Consider the following 20,692-nt stretch of genomic DNA (forward strand, 5'->3'; position numbering starts at 1 on the left):
ATTACACATTTTATTGTTATTGAATGTGTCTACCTATATCAGCATAAGACAAACAGAAAGCGCTACTGATCCTTTTTCCCAAATCCTTTGTTATACTAAGAATTAATGGTTAGATTTGTAACTGTTAATCTTAAGAAAGGAGGAGCTATATGGACCGTAGTAAAATGATTTCTCAGTTGGAAGACCCGTCTGAAGTCTTTGATTTTCTTGTGATCGGAGGAGGGGCTACCGGCATAGGTATCGCTCTGGATGCTTCGACAAGAGGATATAGAGTCGCCTTATTCGAACAATCGGACTTTACGAAAGGAACTTCCAGCCGTAGTACGAAGTTGGTCCATGGCGGTGTCCGTTATTTGGCGCAAGGAGATGTCTCCTTGGTTCTGGAAGCCTTGCGGGAACGAGGCCTGCTACGCCAGAACGCTCCCCATTTGGTAAAAGATCAAACCTTCTTAATCCCTTGTTATCGTTGGTGGGAAGGCCCGTTTTATACGATAGGCCTGATCCTATATGATGTGATGGCCGGAAAATTAGGTCTGGGACGTTCGGTTTGTATCGGTCCGAAACGGGCGCTCCGTACCATTCCGATGCTCCGATCGAAAGGGATGACCGCCGGGGTGCTTTATCATGACGGCCAGTTCGATGATTCCCGTCTTGCGATTAATATGGTCCGCAGCTCTATCGACGCTGGTGCTTGTATCTTGAACTACGCGAAAGTCATAGGGCTTCTGAAGGACGGCGACCGCAAAGTATCCGGCGTTACGGTTCGAGATGAGGAGACCGGTACGGTTTATCAAGTAAGATCCCGTTGCGTGATCAACGCTACCGGTGTCTTCGCTGATGAGATCTTGCAAATGGACGAGCCGGGTAAACGCCCGACCGTTCGCCCCAGCCAAGGAGTCCATTTGGTATTGGATTCCTCTTTCTTGCAAAGTGATTGCGCCATTATGATTCCTAAGACATCGGATGGACGTGTGTTGTTCGCCGTACCTTGGCATGATAAAGTCGTGGTAGGGACAACGGATACCTTGATGGAATCGCCGGAAAAAGAGCCGGTAGCCTTAGAGAAAGAAATCCAATTTATACTCGATACGGCCGCTAACTATTTGACCCGGCCACCCAAGCGAAGCGATGTCTTATCCGTGTTCGCGGGGCTTCGTCCGCTCGCCGCTCCCCGTAGCGAAGGTAAAAAGACAAAAGAGATATCACGTAGCCATAAATTGATCCGGGAGAAATCCGGCTTGATCACCATTATCGGAGGCAAATGGACAACCTACCGGAAAATGGCTCAAGATACCCTAGACCTAGCGATACGTTACATGCATATTCCTACAAAAGACTGTATTACCGAGCGTTACCAAATCCATGGTAGCCGGAAGAATCCGGATTTCTCCGATCCTTTATACGTATATGGTACGGATGCCGACGAAATCCGTAACTTAGTGGCCTCTTCCCCCGCCATGGCGGAGAAGTTGCATCCGGACTATGCCTATACGGTAGGAGAGGTAACTTGGCTGGTCCGTAATGAGATGCCTCGTACTTTGGAGGATGTATTGGCACGCCGTTTGCGTATCTTATTCTTAGACGCACGGGCGGCGATGGCGATGGCTCCTAAAGTAGCGGGGATTCTGGCTACGGAATGGGGGAAGGACGAGACTTGGACCTCTGCTCAGGTAAAGGCGTTTAATGAGGTTGCCTCGAATTATATACTGAATTGACAAATTGATAAACGATACTAATATAGAAGGATATGAATTTTCGAAATAAATATGTGTTGGCGATCGATCAGGGAACCACTAGCTCCCGGGCTATCCTGTTTAATCATCAAGGAACTATTATTACGTTGGCTCAGAAGCCATTCCAACAGTATTTCCCGAAACCGGGCTGGGTAGAGCACGACCCGAATGAGATTTGGTACACCCAATCGTCTGTCATCAAGGAGGCGATGGCAAAAGCGGATGTCACGGATAGCCATATCGCCTGTATCGGAATCGCTAACCAACGGGAGACTACCATCATCTGGGACCGGGAGACTGGCTTTCCCGTATACAACGCGATCGTATGGCAGGATCGCCGTACGGCGGATTATTGCGAGGAACTTAAATCGCAAGGCTGGGCGGAACGTATCCAGCAGAAGACCGGATTGGTGATCGACGCTTATTTCTCCGCCACGAAGATAAAATGGATATTGGATAACGTAAAGGGTATCCGGGAGCGTGCGGAGCGGGGAGAGCTATGCTTCGGTACGGTAGATACTTGGCTGGTTTGGAAACTTACCCGGGGCGCTCAATTCATTACGGATGTGACGAACGCTTCCCGTACCATGCTTTTCAATATCCGTACTTTGAGATGGGACCAAGAGTTATTGGACTTGTTTACGATACCTGCCTCGATGTTACCGCAAGTGAAAGCCTGTAGCGAGGTTTACTGCGAGACATCAACCCCTATTTTTAAGAAAGGCATCCCGGTATCCGGTATGGCCGGCGACCAACAGGCGGCTCTGTTCGGTCAGCTCTGCGTAGAGGATGGTATGATCAAGACAACCTACGGAACCGGCTGCTTTATGATCCTGAATACCGGCAAGGAACCCGTTCTTTCCCAGAATAACCTATTGACAACGATCGCGTGGAAATTAGGGGATCAGACGACCTATGCGCTGGAAGGTAGTGTCTTTGTGGGAGGTGCCGTCGTTCAATGGTTGAGGGATGGGATCGGCTTGATTCCGAATGCCTCGATTACGGAGCAAATGGCGAAATCCGTCAGTGATAATGGGGGTGTTTATTTTGTGCCGGCGTTAACGGGTTTGGGTGCGCCGTATTGGGATCAATACGCACGTGGCGCTATTATCGGGATTACCCGCGGAACTACGGCGGCTCATTTAACCCGTGCGGCTTTGGAGGGCATCTGCTATCAAGTATATGATGTATTGATGGCCATGGAAAACGATATTCACGCCAAGCCGAAAGAGATTCGGGTAGATGGCGGTGCTATCGCTAATAACTTCTTGATGCAATTCCAGTCCGATATCTGCCGCTGTCCGGTCGTACGTCCGAATGTATTGGAGACGACTGCTTTGGGAGCCGCTTATTTGGCGGGCTTGGCGATCGGCTATTGGAAGGATATCGATGAACTGAAAGAACAATGGTGCTTGGATAAGGTCTTTAACCCACAAATGAAAGAGGATACCGCCCGTAAATTATTGAACGAATGGCATAAGGCGGTGGGGCGTTCTCAGAATTGGGCTGAATAATGAAAATCATCTTATAGGCAGATTAACAAGTTAACAAATTCTTAAATTATTATCTTATGTCTCCATTTTTAGCGGAATTATTAGGGACTATGCTCTTGATCTTGATGGGAGGAGGAGTTGTAGCGAATGTCTGTTTGTCGAAAACAAAAGGCAATGGAGCGGGCTGGATAGCGATAACGACCGCTTGGGCTTTAGGCGTATTTATCGGTGTTGTGGTAGCCGGCCCTTATAGTGGCGCACATTTGAATCCGGCGGTATCGATCGGCTTGGCGATCGGAGGGACTTTCCCTTGGTGTGATGTATGTACTTATATAGCCGGGCAAATGATAGGTGCCGCTTTGGGCGCTTTATTGGTCTGGCTGGTTTATAAGGATCACTTCAACGCTACGGATGATCCGGATGCGGAATTAGGCGTATTCTGTACGAGTCCTGCTATCAAAGATTATCCAATTAATTTCTTAGGTGAGATGATCGGTACGTTCGCCTTGATGTTTGTCGTATTTTTTATAACGGACGGAGAACTAACCTACGAAAGCAATAGTACCTTGCCGATAGGTTTAGGTTCGGTAGGTGCCATTCCGGTAGCGTTTACGGTCTGGGTAATCGGCCTTTCCTTAGGTGGAACTACCGGTTACGCGATTAACCCTGCCCGTGATTTAGCTCCCCGGTTCATACACTTTATTTTGCCGATCAAGGGAAAAGGCAGCAGCCATTGGGAGTATGCTTGGGTACCTGTTTTAGGGCCGATAGCTGGGGCCGCTATTGCCGGTATGCTCTATTATGTATTGAAATAATCTCTTGTATCATCCGGATCACTTTCGGAACCGCCGCCTTTACCTCGGGTGTCAGATCCATTCCGACCTCGTTGATATTGAGGGCGGAGATGACAATGAGATGGGTTTCCGGGAGATCGTCGGTTAGGATCATGGCGTCGATCATATCTTTTAGACCGATCTCGTGGGCGCTCATGAGCGGGGGAAAGTCGGTGGCGTAACGAGGTTGGATCAGACGGACGGTGCCCGGAAGGTTATTATCCAGCGTGGCATCGATCATGATGATACGGTCATATCCTTGCAGCCAACTTAATAAATGAAGCCCTCCCGTGCCCCCGTCCATCAAATGGACGTGAGCCGGGAGCTTCTCGTTTTCTAAAGCCTTGATAACGTGTATGCCTACACCTTCGTCTTTCAGCAATAAATTGCCTACTCCTAATACTAATGTTTCCTTCTCCGCTTTCATCCTTTTTTAGCGATCTTAGTGATAGTCTCGGCAGTCTCGGTTACCTCTTCTTTGTCCGCTATGTCTTCCTCGATAAACTTCCAGCCACCGATGATGGACGAAGTCTCGCCACGTTGCTCGATATAGTCATGATAAAATACCAGATAAATATGAACGATAGCGAAAAGGATGAAGAACCACATCAGGAAATGATGAATCTGGCGAGCCATCAAATCCCCGCCCATCAAGGGAACTGTCCATGCGAACAGTTGCGGGAAGAAGGACTGGCTCATCTTCGCGTACAGGCCGAATCCTGTGATACTTTGTAACAAAAATGCCCAGAAAGTTCCGAAATAAATCAAGCTAGCCAAGGCGTTATGCCCGATACTGTCTACCGGTTTGTTCTTAATCATCAAGATATCTACCTTGATCACCTCCAATACCTCTTTCCATTGGGATTTCTTTAAAGGGATGAAGTTATTCCATCTGGCATAACGATTCCCGACGAATCCCCAATAAAGCCGGAATACGAAATTGAAGAAGAATACGAACGCTGTTACGAAATGGATAAACCGAACCACGCCGAACCAATAGCTGAAATAAGCCTCCGAAGCGGACATGATTGCGGGAGGATCGGCGATGATAAAGCCTGTCACGCAGAGTATGACGATACAGAGCGCATTCACCCAATGATAGATACGTACGGGTAATTCCCATACATACACTTCTCTTAAACGTTTCTTACGACTCTTCATGGCTCTATTGTTTTTTAGAATGTATCAACTTGGTGCACATATTTTCCTTCCTCGTCATACAGATGCACGGCACAAGCCAGACAAGGATCGAAAGAGTGGATCGTCCGAAGAATCTCTAGGGGTTGCTTCGGATCGTATATCGGCGTACCGATCAAAGCGGATTCGTAGGCGGACAATACGCCGTTCTCATCCCTCGGTGAGGCGTTCCAAGTAGTAGGCACTACCATCTGGTAGTTCTTTACCCGGTTCTTGTCGATCACGATAAAATGGGCTAATGCTCCACGGGGAGCTTCGGCCAATCCTACGCCTTGCTCATGATCGGGCCAGTTCTCCCGTTCCCATTCGGCACTGTTTGCCATCCGGGAATCCCCGTTCTCGAGGTTCTTGATCAATTGGTTGAAAAACTCAAGGGCCCAGTCTGCTGCCATTCTACATTCCAATCCACGAGCGGCGGTGCGTCCTAGGGTAGAGAATAAAGCATCTACCGGCAAGTCGAGCTGACGTAAAGTCTCGTCTACGATACTCTTTTGGGGTTCCTTCCCTGCGGCGTAAGCTACGATCAAACGGGCTAACGGACCCACTTCCATTGGTTCCTGTTTCCACCGTGGCGTCTTGATCCAACTATATTTATCCTCTACGTCCAATAACTTATAGGGGGGACGAGGGCCGGTATATTCCAGATGGGTCTCTCCCTCGTAGGGATGCAAACCGGCTTTGTCTCCTTGCGTGTATTTATACCATGAATGATAAATGTACTCCTTGATTTCTTCCGGGGAGTTAGCGTCTACGGGATGTACCTTGCTAAGGTCACGATCCAAGACGATTCCTCTGGGGATCTTATAACTTTCCACTTCCCCGAGATCGAACACCGGGTAGTCTCCGTAAGACAAATAGTTTCGTACGCCTCCGCCAATCTTACTCCATTTGTCTTTATAGACGTTGGCGATCATCAATAAATCTGGGATATACACTTGATTAATGAAAGTTTTCGCCTCCTCTAGTTTCTGCTTTACCAGAGCGAGTCGATCTGCGTTGATCGCATTGGCCTCATTTAAGTCGATGCTGCAAGGCATACCGCCTACGATATAGTTTGGATGCGGATTCTTGCCCCCGAACACGGCGTGTACCTTGACGACCTCTTTCTGCCATTCCAATGCGTCCAGATAATGGACGGTAGCGATAAGGTTCTGTTCCGGCGTAAGTTTATAGTCCGGATGTCCCCAATACCCATTGGCGAATATACCAAGCTGCCCGCTGGCAACGAACTTCTTTAGTCGTTCTTGAGTGGCGGTGAAATACCCCTCGGTATTCTTTGCCCATGGAGAAAGTTGCTGGGCAAGTAAAGCGGCGGCTTTTGGATCGGCTTTTAAGGCGGATACCACATCTACCCAATCCAATGCATGCAATTGATAGAAATGCACCGTATGGTCATGCATGTACAATACGGCTTGCATGATATTACGAACCATACTGGCGTTGGGAGGGATCACGATACCCCGTGCATTCTCGACCGCCCGTACCGAGGCAAGCGAGTGGATGGAAGTACATACGCCGCAAACACGGCCTACGAAAGCCCATACATCCCGGGGATCCCGGTCTTTTACGATATTCTCGATGCCCCGCACCATGGTACCCGAGCTATAAGCGTTCTTGATCGTGCCACCTTCTATTTCAGCCTCTACCCGCAGGTGGCCTTCTATACGGGTAATGGGGTCTATGACAATTCTTTCTGACATGATAGTAGTGTTTTATTAGATCGTAGATTTACTTTCCGGCTCATCATTGTCGATAAGCTCTTTTTTCCGTATGTTAGTTGCTACGGCATGTACGGCGATACCGGCGGCGGTAGCGGCTCCTAGAGCCAGACCGATCTGATCCGCCGTGGCCTCGATACCGAATCCGTGTATATCGGGCATACGTTTATAGAACGGGCTGTTGTCCCAGAAATTCTCCTCGCTGCAACCCAAACAGGGGTGACCGCTCTGGATCGGGTAACTGGTGCCCTCGTTCCATTTGATGATACCGCACGAGTTATAGGTGCTCGGACCTTTGCATCCCACTTTATACAAGCAGTAGCCATGCTTGGCGTTCTCATCGTCGAAGCTCTCCACGAACAAGCCGGCGTCGAAATTCGCACGGCGGTAGCACGTATCATGTACCCGGCGGGAGTAGAACATCTTCGGACGGCCCAATCCGTCCAATTGCGGCATGCGTTCGAAAGTCAACATATAAATAATGACACCCGCCATCACGTCGGCGATCGGAGGACAGCCTTGTACATTAATAATAGGTTTACCTTTGATGACTTTATGAATACCTTTAGCGCCGGTAGGATTCGGGTTCGCCGCTTGCACGCAACCGGCGGAAGCGCAGTTGCCCCAAGCGATGATCGCTTTAGCTCCTGCGGCGGCCTCTTCGGTGATCTGCAAGGCACTCTTGCCGCCTACGCAACAATAAGCCTCGTCCTTGGTAGGTAGCGACCCCTCGATCATCAGCAGATAATTGCCGTAATACTTTTTCATGGTCTCTTCCTTAGCGGCCTCGGCCTGTTCGCCGGCGGCGGCCATCAGCGTCTCGGTATAGTCTAGGGAAATCTTGTCTAACAACAAGGTCGCCACGATCGGGTGGGCGGCACGGATAAACGATTCGGTACAACAGGTACATTCCTGTAGGTGTAGCCAGATGATCGGAAGGCGGGGTTTCGTCTCCAAGGCATTTACTACCTGTGCCACTCCCGAAGCCTCCAATCCCATAAGGGCGGCCATGGTGGTACAGAACTTCAGGAAGTCCCGGCGGGAGATGCCTTTCTGACGGCACTCTTCGTAAACGGACGGTCTTTTATTTTCCATATCTCAGCAATTAAGTATTCTAACAAATACGGGGGAGTTGTTCCCCGCTTAGCATATCGATGATCCGGTAGTTACCGTATAATGTCTTCATCTTGACCCGGGCTTGCTCTCCGCTTTGCTTGGTGATACGACCGATAACGGTCGCTTGCCTGCCCTCCTCGAAACCTCTCATAAGGGGTAACGCTTGTTCCGCACGGCTTTCCGGCAGGATCACAAGAACTAATCCTTCGTTCGCTATATAGAGCGGGTCTAATCCTAGCATCTCGGATGCGGCACATACCGCTTCAGGAATAGGCAGGGCGTCTTCGTCCAGCAGGATATCCACACCAGCGTCTTGGGCGATCTCGTTGAGGGTTCCGCTTACGCCACCTCGGGTGGGATCACGTAAGACATGTACCTCTCCTATAGTATGTAACAGCTCAGAAATCATAATGTTTAGCGAAGCGGTATCACTTTTTAGATCCGTCTCGAATCCCAAGCTTTCCCGTGCGGAAAGGATCGTGATACCATGTAGACCAATCGGGCCGCTACAAATGACGACATCGCCGGGAGTGGCTTGGTCTGGGGCGATTCGTATGCCCGGAGGGACGATCCCGATCCCACTGGTGTTGATAAACAATTTATCGCATTTGCCCCGTTCCACCACTTTTGTGTCTCCTGCTACGATCTGTACGCCGGCACGCTCCGCCGCACGTTTCATGGATTGTACGATACGCTGAAGATCTGCTAGAGGCAAGCCCTCTTCCAGTATAAACCCGGCGGTCAGATACAAAGGACGGGCACCGCAACAAGCCAGATCGTTAACGGTCCCGTTGATCGCCAGATCACCGATATCTCCTCCGGGGAAAAAGATCGGGTCTACCACGAAGGAGTCGGTAGAGTAGGCCAGTCGCCCTTCTTCCATAAGAAACACGCATCCGTCATGATCCTGCTCCAATAATGGGTTCCGGAAAGCCGGATAAAATACTTGGCTGATCAGTTGGTGTGTCATGCGTCCTCCCCCTCCGTGCGCTAGTAACACACGGTCTGAGTCGGTAAAAGGAATCGGGCAATTCAAGTGTATATCCATATCTTTCTATTTATATCTATAATAAGCGGCACAAACCCCTTCCGAGGAGACCATCGGGGCTCCCAGCGGATGGGTGGGATGGCAGGCCTTCCCGAAATGGGGACAGTCCGAGGGTTGTCTCAAACCTCTCATAATCAGTCCGGCGATACATTCGGATGCGATCCGGTTTTCTTCCGGACACAATTGAAATCTCATTCGGGAGGAATATCTTTTATATTCGGATCGAAGTTGAAGCCCGCTGGAGGGGATGATTCCGATGCCCCGCCAGTCTTGGTCGCAAGGTTCCAACATCTCGTCTATAAGTTGGCGGGCGGCGGCATTCCCTTGCTCGGGAACGGCCCGTTTGTAAGCGTTCTCTACCTCATAACTTCCGGCTTCCAACTGGGAGACACAGCGATAAATGCCATATAATAGATCTACCGGCTCGAATCCGGTGACGACCATCGGGATTTTATAGTGGGCGGCTAATCGGTGATAGGCCCTGTTGCCTGTGATGGCGCAGACATGTCCGGCTGTCAGGAAGCCATTCACTTTGCTTTCCGGATCTGATAAGATAGCCTCGATAGCGGGTGGTACCGTGAATAAGGAAGTCAATATGGAAAAGTTCGGAAATCCTCGGCGTATGGCCTCTTTCAAAGCCATGAGGTGGACAGGTGCGGTCGTCTCAAAACCAATCGCGAAGAATACGATTTCCTTATCCGGATTCTCCTTGGCGAGTGATAGGGCATCCAAGGGCGTATATAGCATACGGATATCCGCTCCTCTCGCTTTTATGCTCAATAAATCCTCCTTACTTCCCGGAACTCGCATCATATCCCCGAAAGAGGCTAAGATCACATTCGGCTGTGTCGCCAACTTCAAGGCGTAGTCGATTGTCTCGACCGGTGTTACACAGACCGGGCAGCCCGGCCCATGGAGCAGTTGAAGATCCGGCGGCAACATCTCTTCCAGCCGATAACGGGCGATAGCATGTGTTTGCCCGCCACAAATCTCCATGATATACCAAGGTCGTGTCACCTTTTTGCGGATGGCCTCCAGAAGAGTTTGTACCTTCTCGTTGCTTCTATATTCGTCTACGAAACGCACTTTTGTAATTCTTTAAGGTCTTTCAGTGTTTCCTCCGCTTCTTTCTCATCTACCACGGATATAGCGATCCCTGCGTGAGCGAGGATATAATCCCCCTGTTTCACATCCACCCATTCAATACATATATTCTTTAGGATGCCTCCGAAATCAACTTTAGCCATGGTCATTTCGGGGATGCTTCGATCGATTGAGATAATCTTTCCGGGTACCGCTAAACACATATCGTTTCAATTTATTTAATAACCTCAAAGATACTTAATATGTTTAAGAGGGAAAGATAAAATTGATAAATATTATTTATAAGATGATAGATAATATCTCTTTAGTAAATACGATAGTCGATTCGTGTCTGATTAGACATTTATTCCTATATTTGTGCTATGGCGAAGAATAAAGTATATGCGTTGATTATTCAAGGCTTGGTTCAAGGGGTTGGTTTTCGCCCTTTTATCTACCGGATCGCTAAAGATCTGGGGATGAAAGGTTGTGTGGAGAATATGAATAATGGAGTACGTATATTGGTTGCCGCTACTCCGGATGATCGGGATTTGCTGATAAGTCGTATACGGACCGAGCATCCTCGTGTCGCTTATATCCATCGGATCTCCTATACATCTACGGAAATGGATGAAGATGATTTTGACGATTTTACGATTACGCCCAGCCATTCAGAATCGGATGAGGTCACGCAGGTCTCCCCGGATATCGCTGTTTGTGCGGATTGTATGCGAGACCGGACTACGCAACCCCATCGAATCGGATATCCTTTTATTAATTGTACGCATTGTGGCCCTCGTTTCTCTATTATCCGGGACCTTCCTTACGACCGTTCGCAGACAACGATGGGCGGTTTCCTTATGTGTCCCGATTGTGAGAAAGAATATACGAATGTTATCGATCGCCGTTTCCATGCCCAACCGGTCGCTTGCAATCATTGTGGCCCGACTTATTACGCGACTTATAACGAGGAGACTTATATCGATTATGAGACCTTATTGAAACTTACCTCTCGCTTATTGCTTGGTGGAGAGGTTATTGCGGCTAAAGGAATCGGAGGCTATCATTTGATTTGTGATGCCTCGAACGAGAGAGCGGTTGCCCGTCTGCGAGAGATAAAGCAGCGGGATACCAAACCATTCGCTGTTATGTTCCGTGATCTGGAACATCTGCAGGTCTATACGGTAACGGAGCCGATGGAGGAGCGATGCTTAGTTTCTTGGCGCCGTCCGATCGTACTGCTGAGGCAACGGAGCCGGTTAGCTTCCGGAATCAATCCGGGCATGCATACGCTAGGATGTATGTTGTCTTATATGCCGATTCATTACGATTGGTTTGCTCGTACAGGGATACCTGCGTTGGTAATGACCAGCGGGAATCTAAGCGATTTGCCGATAGCGATCACCCCGGAGGATGCGGAGGCGCAATTAGCGGGAAAGGTAGCGATCCTCTTGCATCATAATCGCCCGATCCATAACCGGGTAGATGATTCTGTATTGCAGGTCTGCGGAGGACAACCTTGCTTGATCCGTCGTTCCCGGGGCTATGTGCCGGAACCCTTTTTCACGGATACAAATGTGGAGGGGATCATGGCTTTCGGTGCGGAGAAAGTGAACACGTTCGCTTTGGGGAAAGGAGAGACGATCTTGCAAAGTCAATATATTGGCGACTTAAAGAACTGGGAGACTTTCCGGTTCTATACGGAATCTATGGAGCGGTTTCGTCATTTGTTTCGTTTCAATCCCCAGCGATTGGTTTGTGACCTGCATCCGGATTATCTTTCCAGCCAAGAGGCGGAACGTATCTCGAAATCTCTTTCCTTACCTTTATTAAAGGTACAACATCATCATGCTCATGCCGCTGCTTGTATGTTGGAGCATGGATTGAATGAGCCGGTTCTCGCTATCGTGATGGATGGGACAGGTCTGGGTGATGATGGTAAGGTTTGGGGAGGCGAGTTCTTCCTTTGTGACCGAGCGAAATACCGTCGCCTTTCCCATTTTGAGTATGTCCCGTTACCGGGAGGCGACAAGGCGGCTGAGGAGCCATGGCGAATGGTTGTCGCCTATTTGTGGCATTATTTCAAGGACGAACCGTCGGGTATTCCTTATCCGGCCGATTTCGTGGAACGCATAGGTACGGAAAGGATCACTATGCTTGAACGAATGATGGAGAAAGGTGTGAATACACCCTATACATCCAGCGCTGGCCGGCTGTTTGATGCGGTAGCTTCTTTATTGGGGATTTGCGATGTCTCCAGCCACCAAGCGGAGGCTCCGGTCTTATTGGAGCAGGCGGCGATGGGAGAGAGGAACGCTTATGCGTATCCAGTCTCGGCGGAGGGAGAGGAAATCTCTTTTTATTCTTTGTTTGAGGCATTATTGCATGATAAGACGAACGAGGTCCCGGTGAGCTTGATATCCGCCCGTTTCCATACGACATTGGCTTCCTTGTTTGTGCAGAAAGCCCGCTTGTTGATTAAACGGACGAAAGCGACACAAGTGGTTATCTCGGGAGGATGTTTCCAGAATAAATTATTGACGGAGTCGATGAGGAGACAGTTCATCATGGCTGGGGTCCCCGTCTATATTCCGTCTCGTATACCTTGTAACGATGGGGGGATAGCCGTGGGGCAATTAACGATCGCCTCGGTGACTCCCTTTTAAAAGAGATCAGATATGCATGAGTTGTCTATAGCCCGTAGTATCGTGGAGCTGGTTGAGGAACAAGCGGATAACCGGGGAGCCTCGGTGGTCGAAGAGTTGGAGTTAGAGATAGGACATTTGTCCGGCGTAGAGATCCAAACCTTAGAGTTCGCATTGGATAGCGCCATAAAAGGTAGCAAGCTGGAAAAGGCCCGGATTATCCGTCATTATATTGAGGGGGAAGGACAGTGTAGCGACTGTGAGACCATTTTCCCAATGAACGCCTTGTTTTCCCCTTGTCCCCATTGTGGCTCCTATTTAGTTAAAATCCTTAAAGGGAAGGAACTTCGGGTGAAGTCGATTGTTATTAAAAAGGAATGATATATTAATGAAATAAAAACTTAAATACTATGTGCGGAACTTGCGGATGCGGAGAGCATCATCACCATCACGATCATACGCATGAGCATTCTCATGGCCATGAACATCATCACCATCCTGATGAAGGGATCGTAATTAATCTGGAACAAGATATACTTCAACGTAACAACTTATTGGCGGAGCGAAACCGGGGATATTTCGAGGCTAAGAACCTGTTCTGCCTGAACTTGATGAGTTCGCCCGGATCCGGTAAGACAACCTTGCTGGAAGAGACGATCCGCCGTTTGAAAGCGAAGCGACCGATCTATGTGATAGAAGGTGATCAACAAACCTCAAACGATGCCGACCGTATAGCGGCGTTGGAGATTCCCGTGTTTCAGGTAAATACCGGTACCGGCTGTCATTTGGAAGCCGACATGGTCAATCATGCCGTTAAGCATCTGAATCCGAAGGAGGGAGCGATCCTTTTTATAGAGAATGTCGGCAATCTGGTCTGTCCGGCCATGTTCGATCTCGGAGAGTCCAAGAAAGTCGTTATCGTGAGTACGACGGAGGGGGATGATAAACCGTTGAAATACCCACATATCTTTCAGGAGGCAGATATCTGCGTAATCAACAAGATTGATCTGGCTCCTTATCTGAATACAAAAGTGGAAGTGCTTCGGGAAAACGCCTTGAAGGTAAATCACCATCTCCAGATATTCGAGGTATCCGCCACGAAAGGAGACGGGATGGATGCATGGTGTGACTGGTTGCAGACAGAGAGTGCAAAGTGTAAATAAATACCCCGGGTTTTAATGAATAAATGGAGAAAAAAACTATATTTGCTCCCATTCATTGAATCTAACTAATCAAAATGTTATGATTAACCGAGAATTGATTAATCCTCAAAGCATCGTAGTGGTGGGAGGTTCCAACAACGTACATAAACCGGGCGGTCGTATCGTGCGAAACCTGTTGGATGGAAAATATAAAGGAGAATTATGTGTGGTAAACGCCAAGGAGACAGATGTGCAAGGCGTCAAGTCTTATCCTTCTGTACATGATATCCCGGAGACGGAGTTGGCGATCATCTCGATTCCGAGTAAATCGTGCCCCGAGGTGATGGAAGTGCTGGCCCGGCAAAAGGGGGTAAAAGCTTTTATCGTGATCTCGGCCGGCTTCGGCGAGGAGACACACGAGGGCGGTATCTTGGAACAACAGATGCTGGATGTCGTGAATGAGGCGGGAGCCTCCTTGATCGGCCCGAACTGTATCGGGTTGATGAATATGAATTATCATGGCGTGTTTACGCAACCGATACCGGAATTCCATCCCGATGGCGTGGATTTCATCTCTAGCTCCGGCGGTACGGCCTTGTTCATTATCGAGTCGGCGCTGACAAAAGGGCTGCGTTTCTCTTCTGTTTGGTCGGTTGGGAACTCCAAGCAGAATGGAGTAGAGGATATCCTTGAATATATGGATCGGAACTTTGATCCGGTATTGGATTCCAAGATCAAGATGTTGTATATCGAGCAAATCAAGCAACCGGATAAATTGTTGTATCATGCGTCTTCCTTGATACGTAAGGGATGCAAGATCGCCGCTATCAAGGCGGGAAGTACGGAGTCGGGAAAGCGAGCTGCCTCTTCGCATACGGGCGCTATCGCTAGTTCGGACTCTGCCGTGGAGGCTTTGTTCCGTAAGGCGGGTATCGTGCGTTGTTTTAGCCGTGAGGAATTGACTACCGTGGCGAGTATCTTTACCTTGAAAGACGTGAAAGGGAAGAATTGTGCGATCGTGACACATGCCGGAGGGCCTGCGGTAATGCTGGCGGACGCTTTATCCAAGGGGCGTTTGAATGTTCCTAGTTTGGAAGGCCCTATCGCTGATGAGTTGAAATCCAAACTGTATCCGGGTGCCGCTGTCGGTAATCCGATTGATATTATCGGTACGGGGACACCGGAACATTTGGCTACAGCCATCGATTTCTGTGAGAATCGTTTCGATAATGTGGATTTGATGATGGTCATCTTCGGTAGTCCCGGTTTGGTAAAACTTTATGATACCTACGAGGTACTTCATAAAAAGATGGAAGAGTGCAAGAAGCCGATCTTCCCGATATTACCGTCTATCGTAACGGCCGGACCGGAGGTGAAGAGCTTTGTCAAGAAAGGCCATGTGAACTTCTCGGACGAGGTGACATTGGGTACCGCCCTTTCACGGGTGATCAATACGCCGAAACCGATGAGCACGGATATCCAGCTATATGGCGTGGATGTACCGGAAGTTCGTCGTATCATAGACCGGTTGCCGGGTAGCGGTTATTTAAATCCGGAGGAAGTGCGTACATTGTTGCGTGCCGCTAATATCCCGTTAGTGGAGGAATATGCTTCGGATGATAGGGATGCGTTGCTGGCTTTTGCCAAGAAGGTGAAATATCCGGTGGTAGCCAAGGTTGTGGGGCCTGTGCATAAGAGCGATATCGGTGGTGTGGCCTTGAATATCCGTGGAGAAGAGCATTTATTGTTCGAGTATGAACGTATGATGCGTCTGCCGGGTGTTACGGGCATCATGGTACAACCGATGTTGAAAGGACAGGAATTATTCTTGGGAGCTAAATATGAGGATCGTTTCGGCCATGTGGTACTTTGCGGGTTGGGTGGAATCTTCGTGGAGGTATTGAAGGATGTGTCTTATGGTTTGGCACCGTTATCATATGATGAGACTTATTCAATGATTCGTTCTTTGAGAGGGTATCCGATCATTAAAGGTACGCGTGGGCAAAAGGGCATCGACGAGCAACAATATGCGGACATTATCGTTCGCCTCTCTACCTTATTGCGTTTTGCCAGCGAGATAAAGGAAATGGATATAAATCCGTTGGTGGCTACGGATAGAGGCTTGTTCGCTGTAGACGCCCGTATCCGTATAGAGAAATAATAATGATTCAATGTGCCAATATGCGAATATGCTAATATCTGAATTATCCACTTCTGGTATTTCATTGGCATATTGGCACATTGAATCATTATTTCTTCTTCTTCTTTTTCTTATCGGGAAGATACTCTTTCAGAAAGCGTTTGAAGCTACTTAGCGATACATTGTATTTCTCCGCTATCTGGGCGTAAGTCAAGCTCGGATCTTTCAAGTCTTTCTCGATTTGTTCCTTATAAGGCTCCAAGCGTCCCATTTGTTGACTACCTTTCGGACGGCCCAGCACCACACCTTTACTTCTGATCAAGGCAAGGGCTTCCTTCGTACGGATAGAGACCAGCTTTCGCTCGATCTCGGAGACCAGACCGAAGGTAAAGGCCAAAGTCTTACTGTCGATATTATCCTCGAACACATATCCGTCGCTTACGCTACGAAGCGTTACCTTTCGCTCTATACAAAGCAAAATGATATGGATGATCTCGATCATCTTACGGCTCACACGGGATATATCGGACACAAGTATCTCATCCCCGGGACTTAAAGATTTGACAATACTTTCCAGTCTGCGGTTCGCACGAGGACTATTTCCCACCTCTTTAGCCCACTTCCCGATCTCTATCTTCTGAGATTCGGCAAATTCCCGGATCACAGCTTCTTGGACCTCGGAGTTTTGCTTATTATTATATGTTCGGATAAAAGCAATTGTCATAATGTATATATTTAATTATCTCCTTTTAATAACAGATCGACTTACGATAAGTTCAAATATGACAAATATATGAAACACTTTAATTCGGTTGGCTTAAAAACAAAAAAACCAACTAATAAATTTATTAGTTGGCTCTTTGCGGAAGCGGGGGGATTCGAACCCCCGGTACCCTTACGAGTACGTCAGTTTAGCAAACTGGTGGTTTCAGCCACTCACCCACACTTCCTTGTGTGTTCTGTGCTTCTTCCTTAGAATTGCGATGCAAAGGTAGAACTATAATTTTAAATAAACAAGGCTTTGCACATCATTTTTTTCGAAAAAAGATACTACTTTTGTGCCTTATTCTGATATTCAATAGATTATTCATGGATTTGAACAAACAAATTTTATCGAGGCGTCCGATAGTTATCGCCTTGATAGCGATTCTCGTTGTTTTGATAGGTGGTGGAGGCTTTTGGGTGTACCGTTTGGCTTGGGCTCCGAATTTTAAGCCGGATAAGACGGTCTATGTCTATATAGATGATAAAAAGGATTTTGATGATCTTTGCCGGCAGTTGAGGGATTCGGCGAACTGTCTCCGTATCGGTAGCTTTAAGCAATTGAGTGGATTGTTGAAGTATCCTGCGTCCATGCGTACCGGTCGATACGCCGTGAAGCCCGGCATGAGTAATTTAACCTTATTGAATGATTTGCGGAGAGGACATCAAGTAGCGGCCCGGGTTACTTTTAATAATATCCGTTTCAAGGAAGATTTGGCGGAACGTATAAGTGATCAATTGATGTTCGGGAAGGAAAATCTCCTGCGTCTATTGAATGATTCTGTGTATTGCGACTCTTTAGGTTTTACCCCGGAAACGATCGATGCCCTCTTCATTCCTAATACCTATGAGATTTATTGGAATATATCCGCGGATAAATTTATACGTCGCATGAAGCGTGAATATGACGCTTTCTGGACACCGGAACGATTGAAAAAGGCAGAGGAGATCAGGCTTACTCCAGTCGAGGTATCTATCTTGGCTTCTATCGTAGAAGAGGAGACGGCGGCATCGGACGAATATCCAATCGTGGCGGGCCTTTATATCAACCGCCTTCATGCTGGTATTCCTTTACAGGCAGACCCTACCGTAAAGTTCGCGGTGGGGGATTTTTCTTTGCAACGTATCTTATTTGAGCATTTGGAAATAGATTCTCCCTATAATACCTATAAATATGCGGGCCTGCCTCCCGGTCCTCTACGGATTCCTACTATCAAGGGCTTGAATAGCGTATTGAATCATACGAAACATAAATACTTATACATGTGCGCTAAGGAGGATTTCTCGGGACGGCATAATTTCGCCGTGACGTTGGCGGAGCATAACCGTAATGCCAACCGGTATCGGGCGGAGTTGAATAGGCGCCGGATACGGTAATGGATCTAGTATAAATCATAAGTCTCTCATTCTAAATTGAACATTTTTCATTACCTTTGGCGGCTAAATAGTGTGAATAGTCAATATTAAGAAAACAGATACACATGGAAAAACATTTATTTTTGGGGGACGAGGCCATAGCGCAAGCCGCTATAGACGCTGGAATCTCCGGGGTATACGCATACCCGGGAACCCCTTCTACTGAAATCACAGAATATATCCAAGGTTCTCCGGTAACGAAGGAAAGAGGTATCCATTGTCGCTGGAGCGCGAATGAGAAAACCGCCATGGAAGCCGCTTTGGGTATGTGCTATGCCGGTAAACGTGCGCTTTGCTGCATGAAGCACGTGGGTTTGAATGTAGCCGCCGATTGCTTTATGAACGCCGCTATGAGCGGTATCAACGGAGGTATGATCATCCTTACGGCCGACGACCCATCCATGCACTCTTCCCAGAATGAGCAAGACAACCGTATTTATGGCAATTTCGCCATGATCCCGATGTTTGAGCCATCCAGCCAGCAAGAGGCTTATGATATGGTATATCATGGATTCGAGTTATCCGAGAAATTAGGGTATCCTATCTTGCTGCGTGTAACGACCCGTATGGCGCATTCTCGTGCCGGTGTCGTAACCAGCCCGTTGAAGCCGGAGAACCGGATGAATTGTCCGGAAGACGGTCGTCAACGTTTTATCTTACTCCCGGCATTGGCTCGTAAACGTTTCAAGAGTTTGCTGGCGTCTCAAGAGGCTTTCACGGAAGCTTCCGAGAATTCCGCGTATAATAAGTATTTCGATGCCCCAAATAAAGACTTGGGTATCATCACGACGGGTATCGCTTTCAATTATCTTTCCGAGAATTATCCGGACGGTTTCGAGCATCCCGTATTGAAGATCTCCCAGTATCCGCTTCCGAGAAAGCAAGTGGAGAAGATCGTTGGCGAGTGTAAGGAGATCTTGGTGTTGGAAGAGGGATATCCGGTCGTTGAAGAGCAATTAAAAGGTTTCTTGGCGAAAGGCGTGACGGTTCATGGCCGTCTGGACGGTACGCTTCAGCGTGACGGCGAGCTTACGCCAGATGCGGTAGGCAAAGCTTTGGGTAAGGAGATCCAGAGCTATTACGCGATCCCCGAGGTGGTTGAGCAACGTCCGCCCGCATTGTGCCAAGGTTGTGGACACCGGGATATGTATGAGGCCTTGAACGAGGTGATCGCCGAGTATAACGGTACGGCTAAGGTGTTTGGCGATATCGGCTGTTATACCTTGGGAGCTTTGCCTCCTTTCCGTGCGATCGATTCTTGTATCGATATGGGCGCCTCCATCACGATGGCGAAGGGCGCTTCCGACGCGGGTGTATTCCCGGCTATCTCCGTGATCGGCGATTCTACGTTTACCCATTCCGGTATGACTGGTTTGCTGGATTGCGTGAACGAGAACACGAATATCACCATCGTTATCTCCGATAATGAGACAACGGCCATGACCGGAGGGCAGGATTCCGCCGGAACAGGACGTCTGGAGTCTATCTGCGCCGGTATCGGTGTGGATCCGGCTCACATCCGTGTGATGGTTCCTTTAAAAAAGAACTTCGAGGAGATGAAGTCTATCATCCGTGAGGAAATCGAGTACAAGGGCGTATCCGTATTGATCCCCCGCCGTGAGTGTATCCAGACATTAACCAGAAAGAAAAAAGCAAGCAAGAAATGAAAACAGATATTATACTATCAGGTGTAGGAGGACAGGGTATCCTTTCTATCGCCGCCGTTATTGGAGAAGCCGCCTTAAAAGAAGGTCTGTATATGAAGCAAGCGGAAGTTCACGGTATGAGTCAACGGGGTGGAGACGTGCAGTCTAACCTGCGTCTTTCCGATGAGCCGATCGCCTCGGACTTGATCCCGAAGGGCCACGCCGATTTGATCATCTCCTTGGAACCGATGGAGAGCTTGCGTTATCTGCCTTACCTGAAGAAAGAGGGTTGGCTGGTGACAAACTCCCGTCCGTTCGTGAACATCCCGAACTATCCGGAGATCGAGAAAGTGAACGCCGAGTTGGACAAGCTCCCTCACAAGGTCGTATTGGACGTGGAGGAGATCGCCAAGGAAGCGGGTTCTGTCCGTGCCGCCAATATCGTGATGTTGGGTGCAGCTGCCCCATTTATCGGGATCGAGTATGATAAGATCGAGGCGGGAATCCGTCAGATATTCGGTCGTAAGGGCGAGGATATAGTTAATATGAACCTAAAGGCATTGAAAGCCGGTTATGACTTAGCGCAAAGTTTGCGGTAAAATCTTTCTCCGGGTTTGCATGATATCAGCGTACGTGACATCTCCGGGTTTCACGTACGTTTTTTTTAACATCTAACCCCCTAGAACTTTTAGAAGAGCTGTCGAGGGGTAGGTACGGCAT

The 20,692-nt window shown here is 48.4% G+C and carries 18 protein-coding genes and 1 tRNA gene; 10 read left to right on the forward strand and 9 right to left on the reverse strand.

Features of this window, described 5'->3' with window-relative positions:
• The first annotated feature begins 149 nt into the window (after positions 1-149).
• From DW033_RS22345 to DW033_RS22355, 3 genes are read left to right on the forward strand one after another with little or no spacing between them, the layout of a single operon-like run.
• A complete protein-coding gene (locus DW033_RS22345) occupies positions 150-1,715 on the forward strand; it encodes a glycerol-3-phosphate dehydrogenase/oxidase (protein ID WP_048928651.1) in 1,566 nt (521 codons plus the stop codon).
• Between the two features lie 32 nt (positions 1,716-1,747).
• The gene (gene glpK / locus DW033_RS22350; RefSeq protein ID WP_048928652.1) at positions 1,748-3,247 is read left to right on the forward strand and encodes a glycerol kinase GlpK; all 1,500 of its coding nucleotides are present in this window, start codon (positions 1,748-1,750) and stop codon (positions 3,245-3,247) included.
• A 56-nt stretch (positions 3,248-3,303) separates the two neighbouring features.
• The gene (locus DW033_RS22355) at positions 3,304-4,041 is read left to right on the forward strand and encodes an MIP/aquaporin family protein (protein WP_005855011.1); all 738 of its coding nucleotides are present in this window, start codon (positions 3,304-3,306) and stop codon (positions 4,039-4,041) included.
• Here the strand turns inward: DW033_RS22355 and DW033_RS22360 are convergent.
• From DW033_RS22360 to DW033_RS22390, 7 genes are read right to left on the reverse strand one after another with little or no spacing between them, the layout of a single operon-like run.
• The gene (locus tag DW033_RS22360) at positions 4,007-4,486 is read right to left on the reverse strand and encodes a hydrogenase maturation protease (RefSeq protein WP_057327354.1); all 480 of its coding nucleotides are present in this window, start codon (positions 4,484-4,486) and stop codon (positions 4,007-4,009) included. The genes DW033_RS22355 and DW033_RS22360 overlap by 35 nt on opposite strands.
• Positions 4,483-5,220: a Ni/Fe-hydrogenase, b-type cytochrome subunit gene (cybH, locus tag DW033_RS22365; protein WP_008773316.1), complete on the reverse strand. Its 738-nt coding sequence runs from the start codon at positions 5,218-5,220 to the stop codon at positions 4,483-4,485. Before cybH ends, DW033_RS22360 begins: the two co-directional genes overlap by 4 nt.
• A gap of 14 nt (positions 5,221-5,234) precedes the next feature.
• Complete coding sequence (locus tag DW033_RS22370) at positions 5,235-6,956, reverse strand: nickel-dependent hydrogenase large subunit (protein ID WP_005855015.1); 1,722 nt, start codon at positions 6,954-6,956, stop codon at positions 5,235-5,237.
• 15 nt (positions 6,957-6,971) lie between these two features.
• Positions 6,972-8,069 (reverse strand): hydrogenase small subunit, encoded by a 1,098-nt coding sequence (locus DW033_RS22375; RefSeq protein WP_005855017.1) that lies wholly within the window; start codon positions 8,067-8,069, stop codon positions 6,972-6,974.
• Between the two features lie 19 nt (positions 8,070-8,088).
• The gene (hypE, locus tag DW033_RS22380; RefSeq protein ID WP_008773315.1) at positions 8,089-9,138 is read right to left on the reverse strand and encodes a hydrogenase expression/formation protein HypE; all 1,050 of its coding nucleotides are present in this window, start codon (positions 9,136-9,138) and stop codon (positions 8,089-8,091) included.
• Between the two features lie 6 nt (positions 9,139-9,144).
• Positions 9,145-10,224: a hydrogenase formation protein HypD gene (gene hypD, locus DW033_RS22385; RefSeq protein ID WP_122145728.1), complete on the reverse strand. Its 1,080-nt coding sequence runs from the start codon at positions 10,222-10,224 to the stop codon at positions 9,145-9,147.
• Complete coding sequence (locus tag DW033_RS22390) at positions 10,212-10,445, reverse strand: HypC/HybG/HupF family hydrogenase formation chaperone (protein WP_005865048.1); 234 nt, start codon at positions 10,443-10,445, stop codon at positions 10,212-10,214. Before DW033_RS22390 ends, hypD begins: the two co-directional genes overlap by 13 nt.
• Positions 10,446-10,604: 159 nt before the next feature.
• Here DW033_RS22390 and hypF point away from each other — a divergent pair, with 159 nt between their 5' ends.
• From hypF to DW033_RS22410, 4 genes are all read left to right on the forward strand, one after another.
• A complete protein-coding gene (gene hypF, locus DW033_RS22395) occupies positions 10,605-12,887 on the forward strand; it encodes a carbamoyltransferase HypF (RefSeq protein ID WP_122145729.1) in 2,283 nt (760 codons plus the stop codon).
• Between the two features lie 12 nt (positions 12,888-12,899).
• A complete protein-coding gene (hypA, locus tag DW033_RS22400) occupies positions 12,900-13,247 on the forward strand; it encodes a hydrogenase maturation nickel metallochaperone HypA (RefSeq protein WP_005855027.1) in 348 nt (115 codons plus the stop codon).
• A 29-nt stretch (positions 13,248-13,276) separates the two neighbouring features.
• Positions 13,277-14,029 (forward strand): hydrogenase nickel incorporation protein HypB, encoded by a 753-nt coding sequence (hypB, locus tag DW033_RS22405; protein ID WP_005865052.1) that lies wholly within the window; start codon positions 13,277-13,279, stop codon positions 14,027-14,029.
• A 79-nt stretch (positions 14,030-14,108) separates the two neighbouring features.
• Positions 14,109-16,169, forward strand: a complete 2,061-nt coding sequence (locus tag DW033_RS22410; RefSeq protein ID WP_005855031.1) for an acetate--CoA ligase family protein — start codon at positions 14,109-14,111, stop codon at positions 16,167-16,169.
• Between the two features lie 88 nt (positions 16,170-16,257).
• Here DW033_RS22410 and DW033_RS22415 read toward each other — a convergent pair whose 3' ends face one another.
• On the reverse strand, positions 16,258-16,872 hold the full coding sequence (locus DW033_RS22415) for a recombinase family protein (protein ID WP_008773311.1): 615 nt from the start codon (positions 16,870-16,872) through the stop codon (positions 16,258-16,260).
• A gap of 139 nt (positions 16,873-17,011) precedes the next feature.
• A tRNA-Ser gene (locus DW033_RS22420) sits at positions 17,012-17,098 on the reverse strand.
• Between the two features lie 139 nt (positions 17,099-17,237).
• On the opposite strand from DW033_RS22420, the gene mltG reads away from it, so the two are divergent.
• The 3 genes from mltG to DW033_RS22435 all read left to right on the forward strand — a co-directional run bounded on the left by mltG (position 17,238) and on the right by DW033_RS22435 (position 20,571).
• Positions 17,238-18,287 (forward strand): endolytic transglycosylase MltG, encoded by a 1,050-nt coding sequence (mltG, locus tag DW033_RS22425; protein WP_036618006.1) that lies wholly within the window; start codon positions 17,238-17,240, stop codon positions 18,285-18,287.
• Between the two features lie 104 nt (positions 18,288-18,391).
• Positions 18,392-19,993: a thiamine pyrophosphate-dependent enzyme gene (locus DW033_RS22430; protein ID WP_008780255.1), complete on the forward strand. Its 1,602-nt coding sequence runs from the start codon at positions 18,392-18,394 to the stop codon at positions 19,991-19,993.
• Complete coding sequence (locus tag DW033_RS22435; RefSeq protein WP_034531934.1) at positions 19,990-20,571, forward strand: indolepyruvate oxidoreductase subunit beta; 582 nt, start codon at positions 19,990-19,992, stop codon at positions 20,569-20,571. The genes DW033_RS22430 and DW033_RS22435 overlap by 4 nt, the downstream gene beginning before the upstream one ends.
• Positions 20,572-20,692 lie beyond the last annotated feature (121 nt).

The sequence above is a fragment of the Parabacteroides sp. AF39-10AC genome, assembly GCF_003635405.1.
In the GTDB taxonomy this organism is placed as follows: Bacteria; Bacteroidota; Bacteroidia; order Bacteroidales; family Tannerellaceae; genus Parabacteroides; species Parabacteroides distasonis.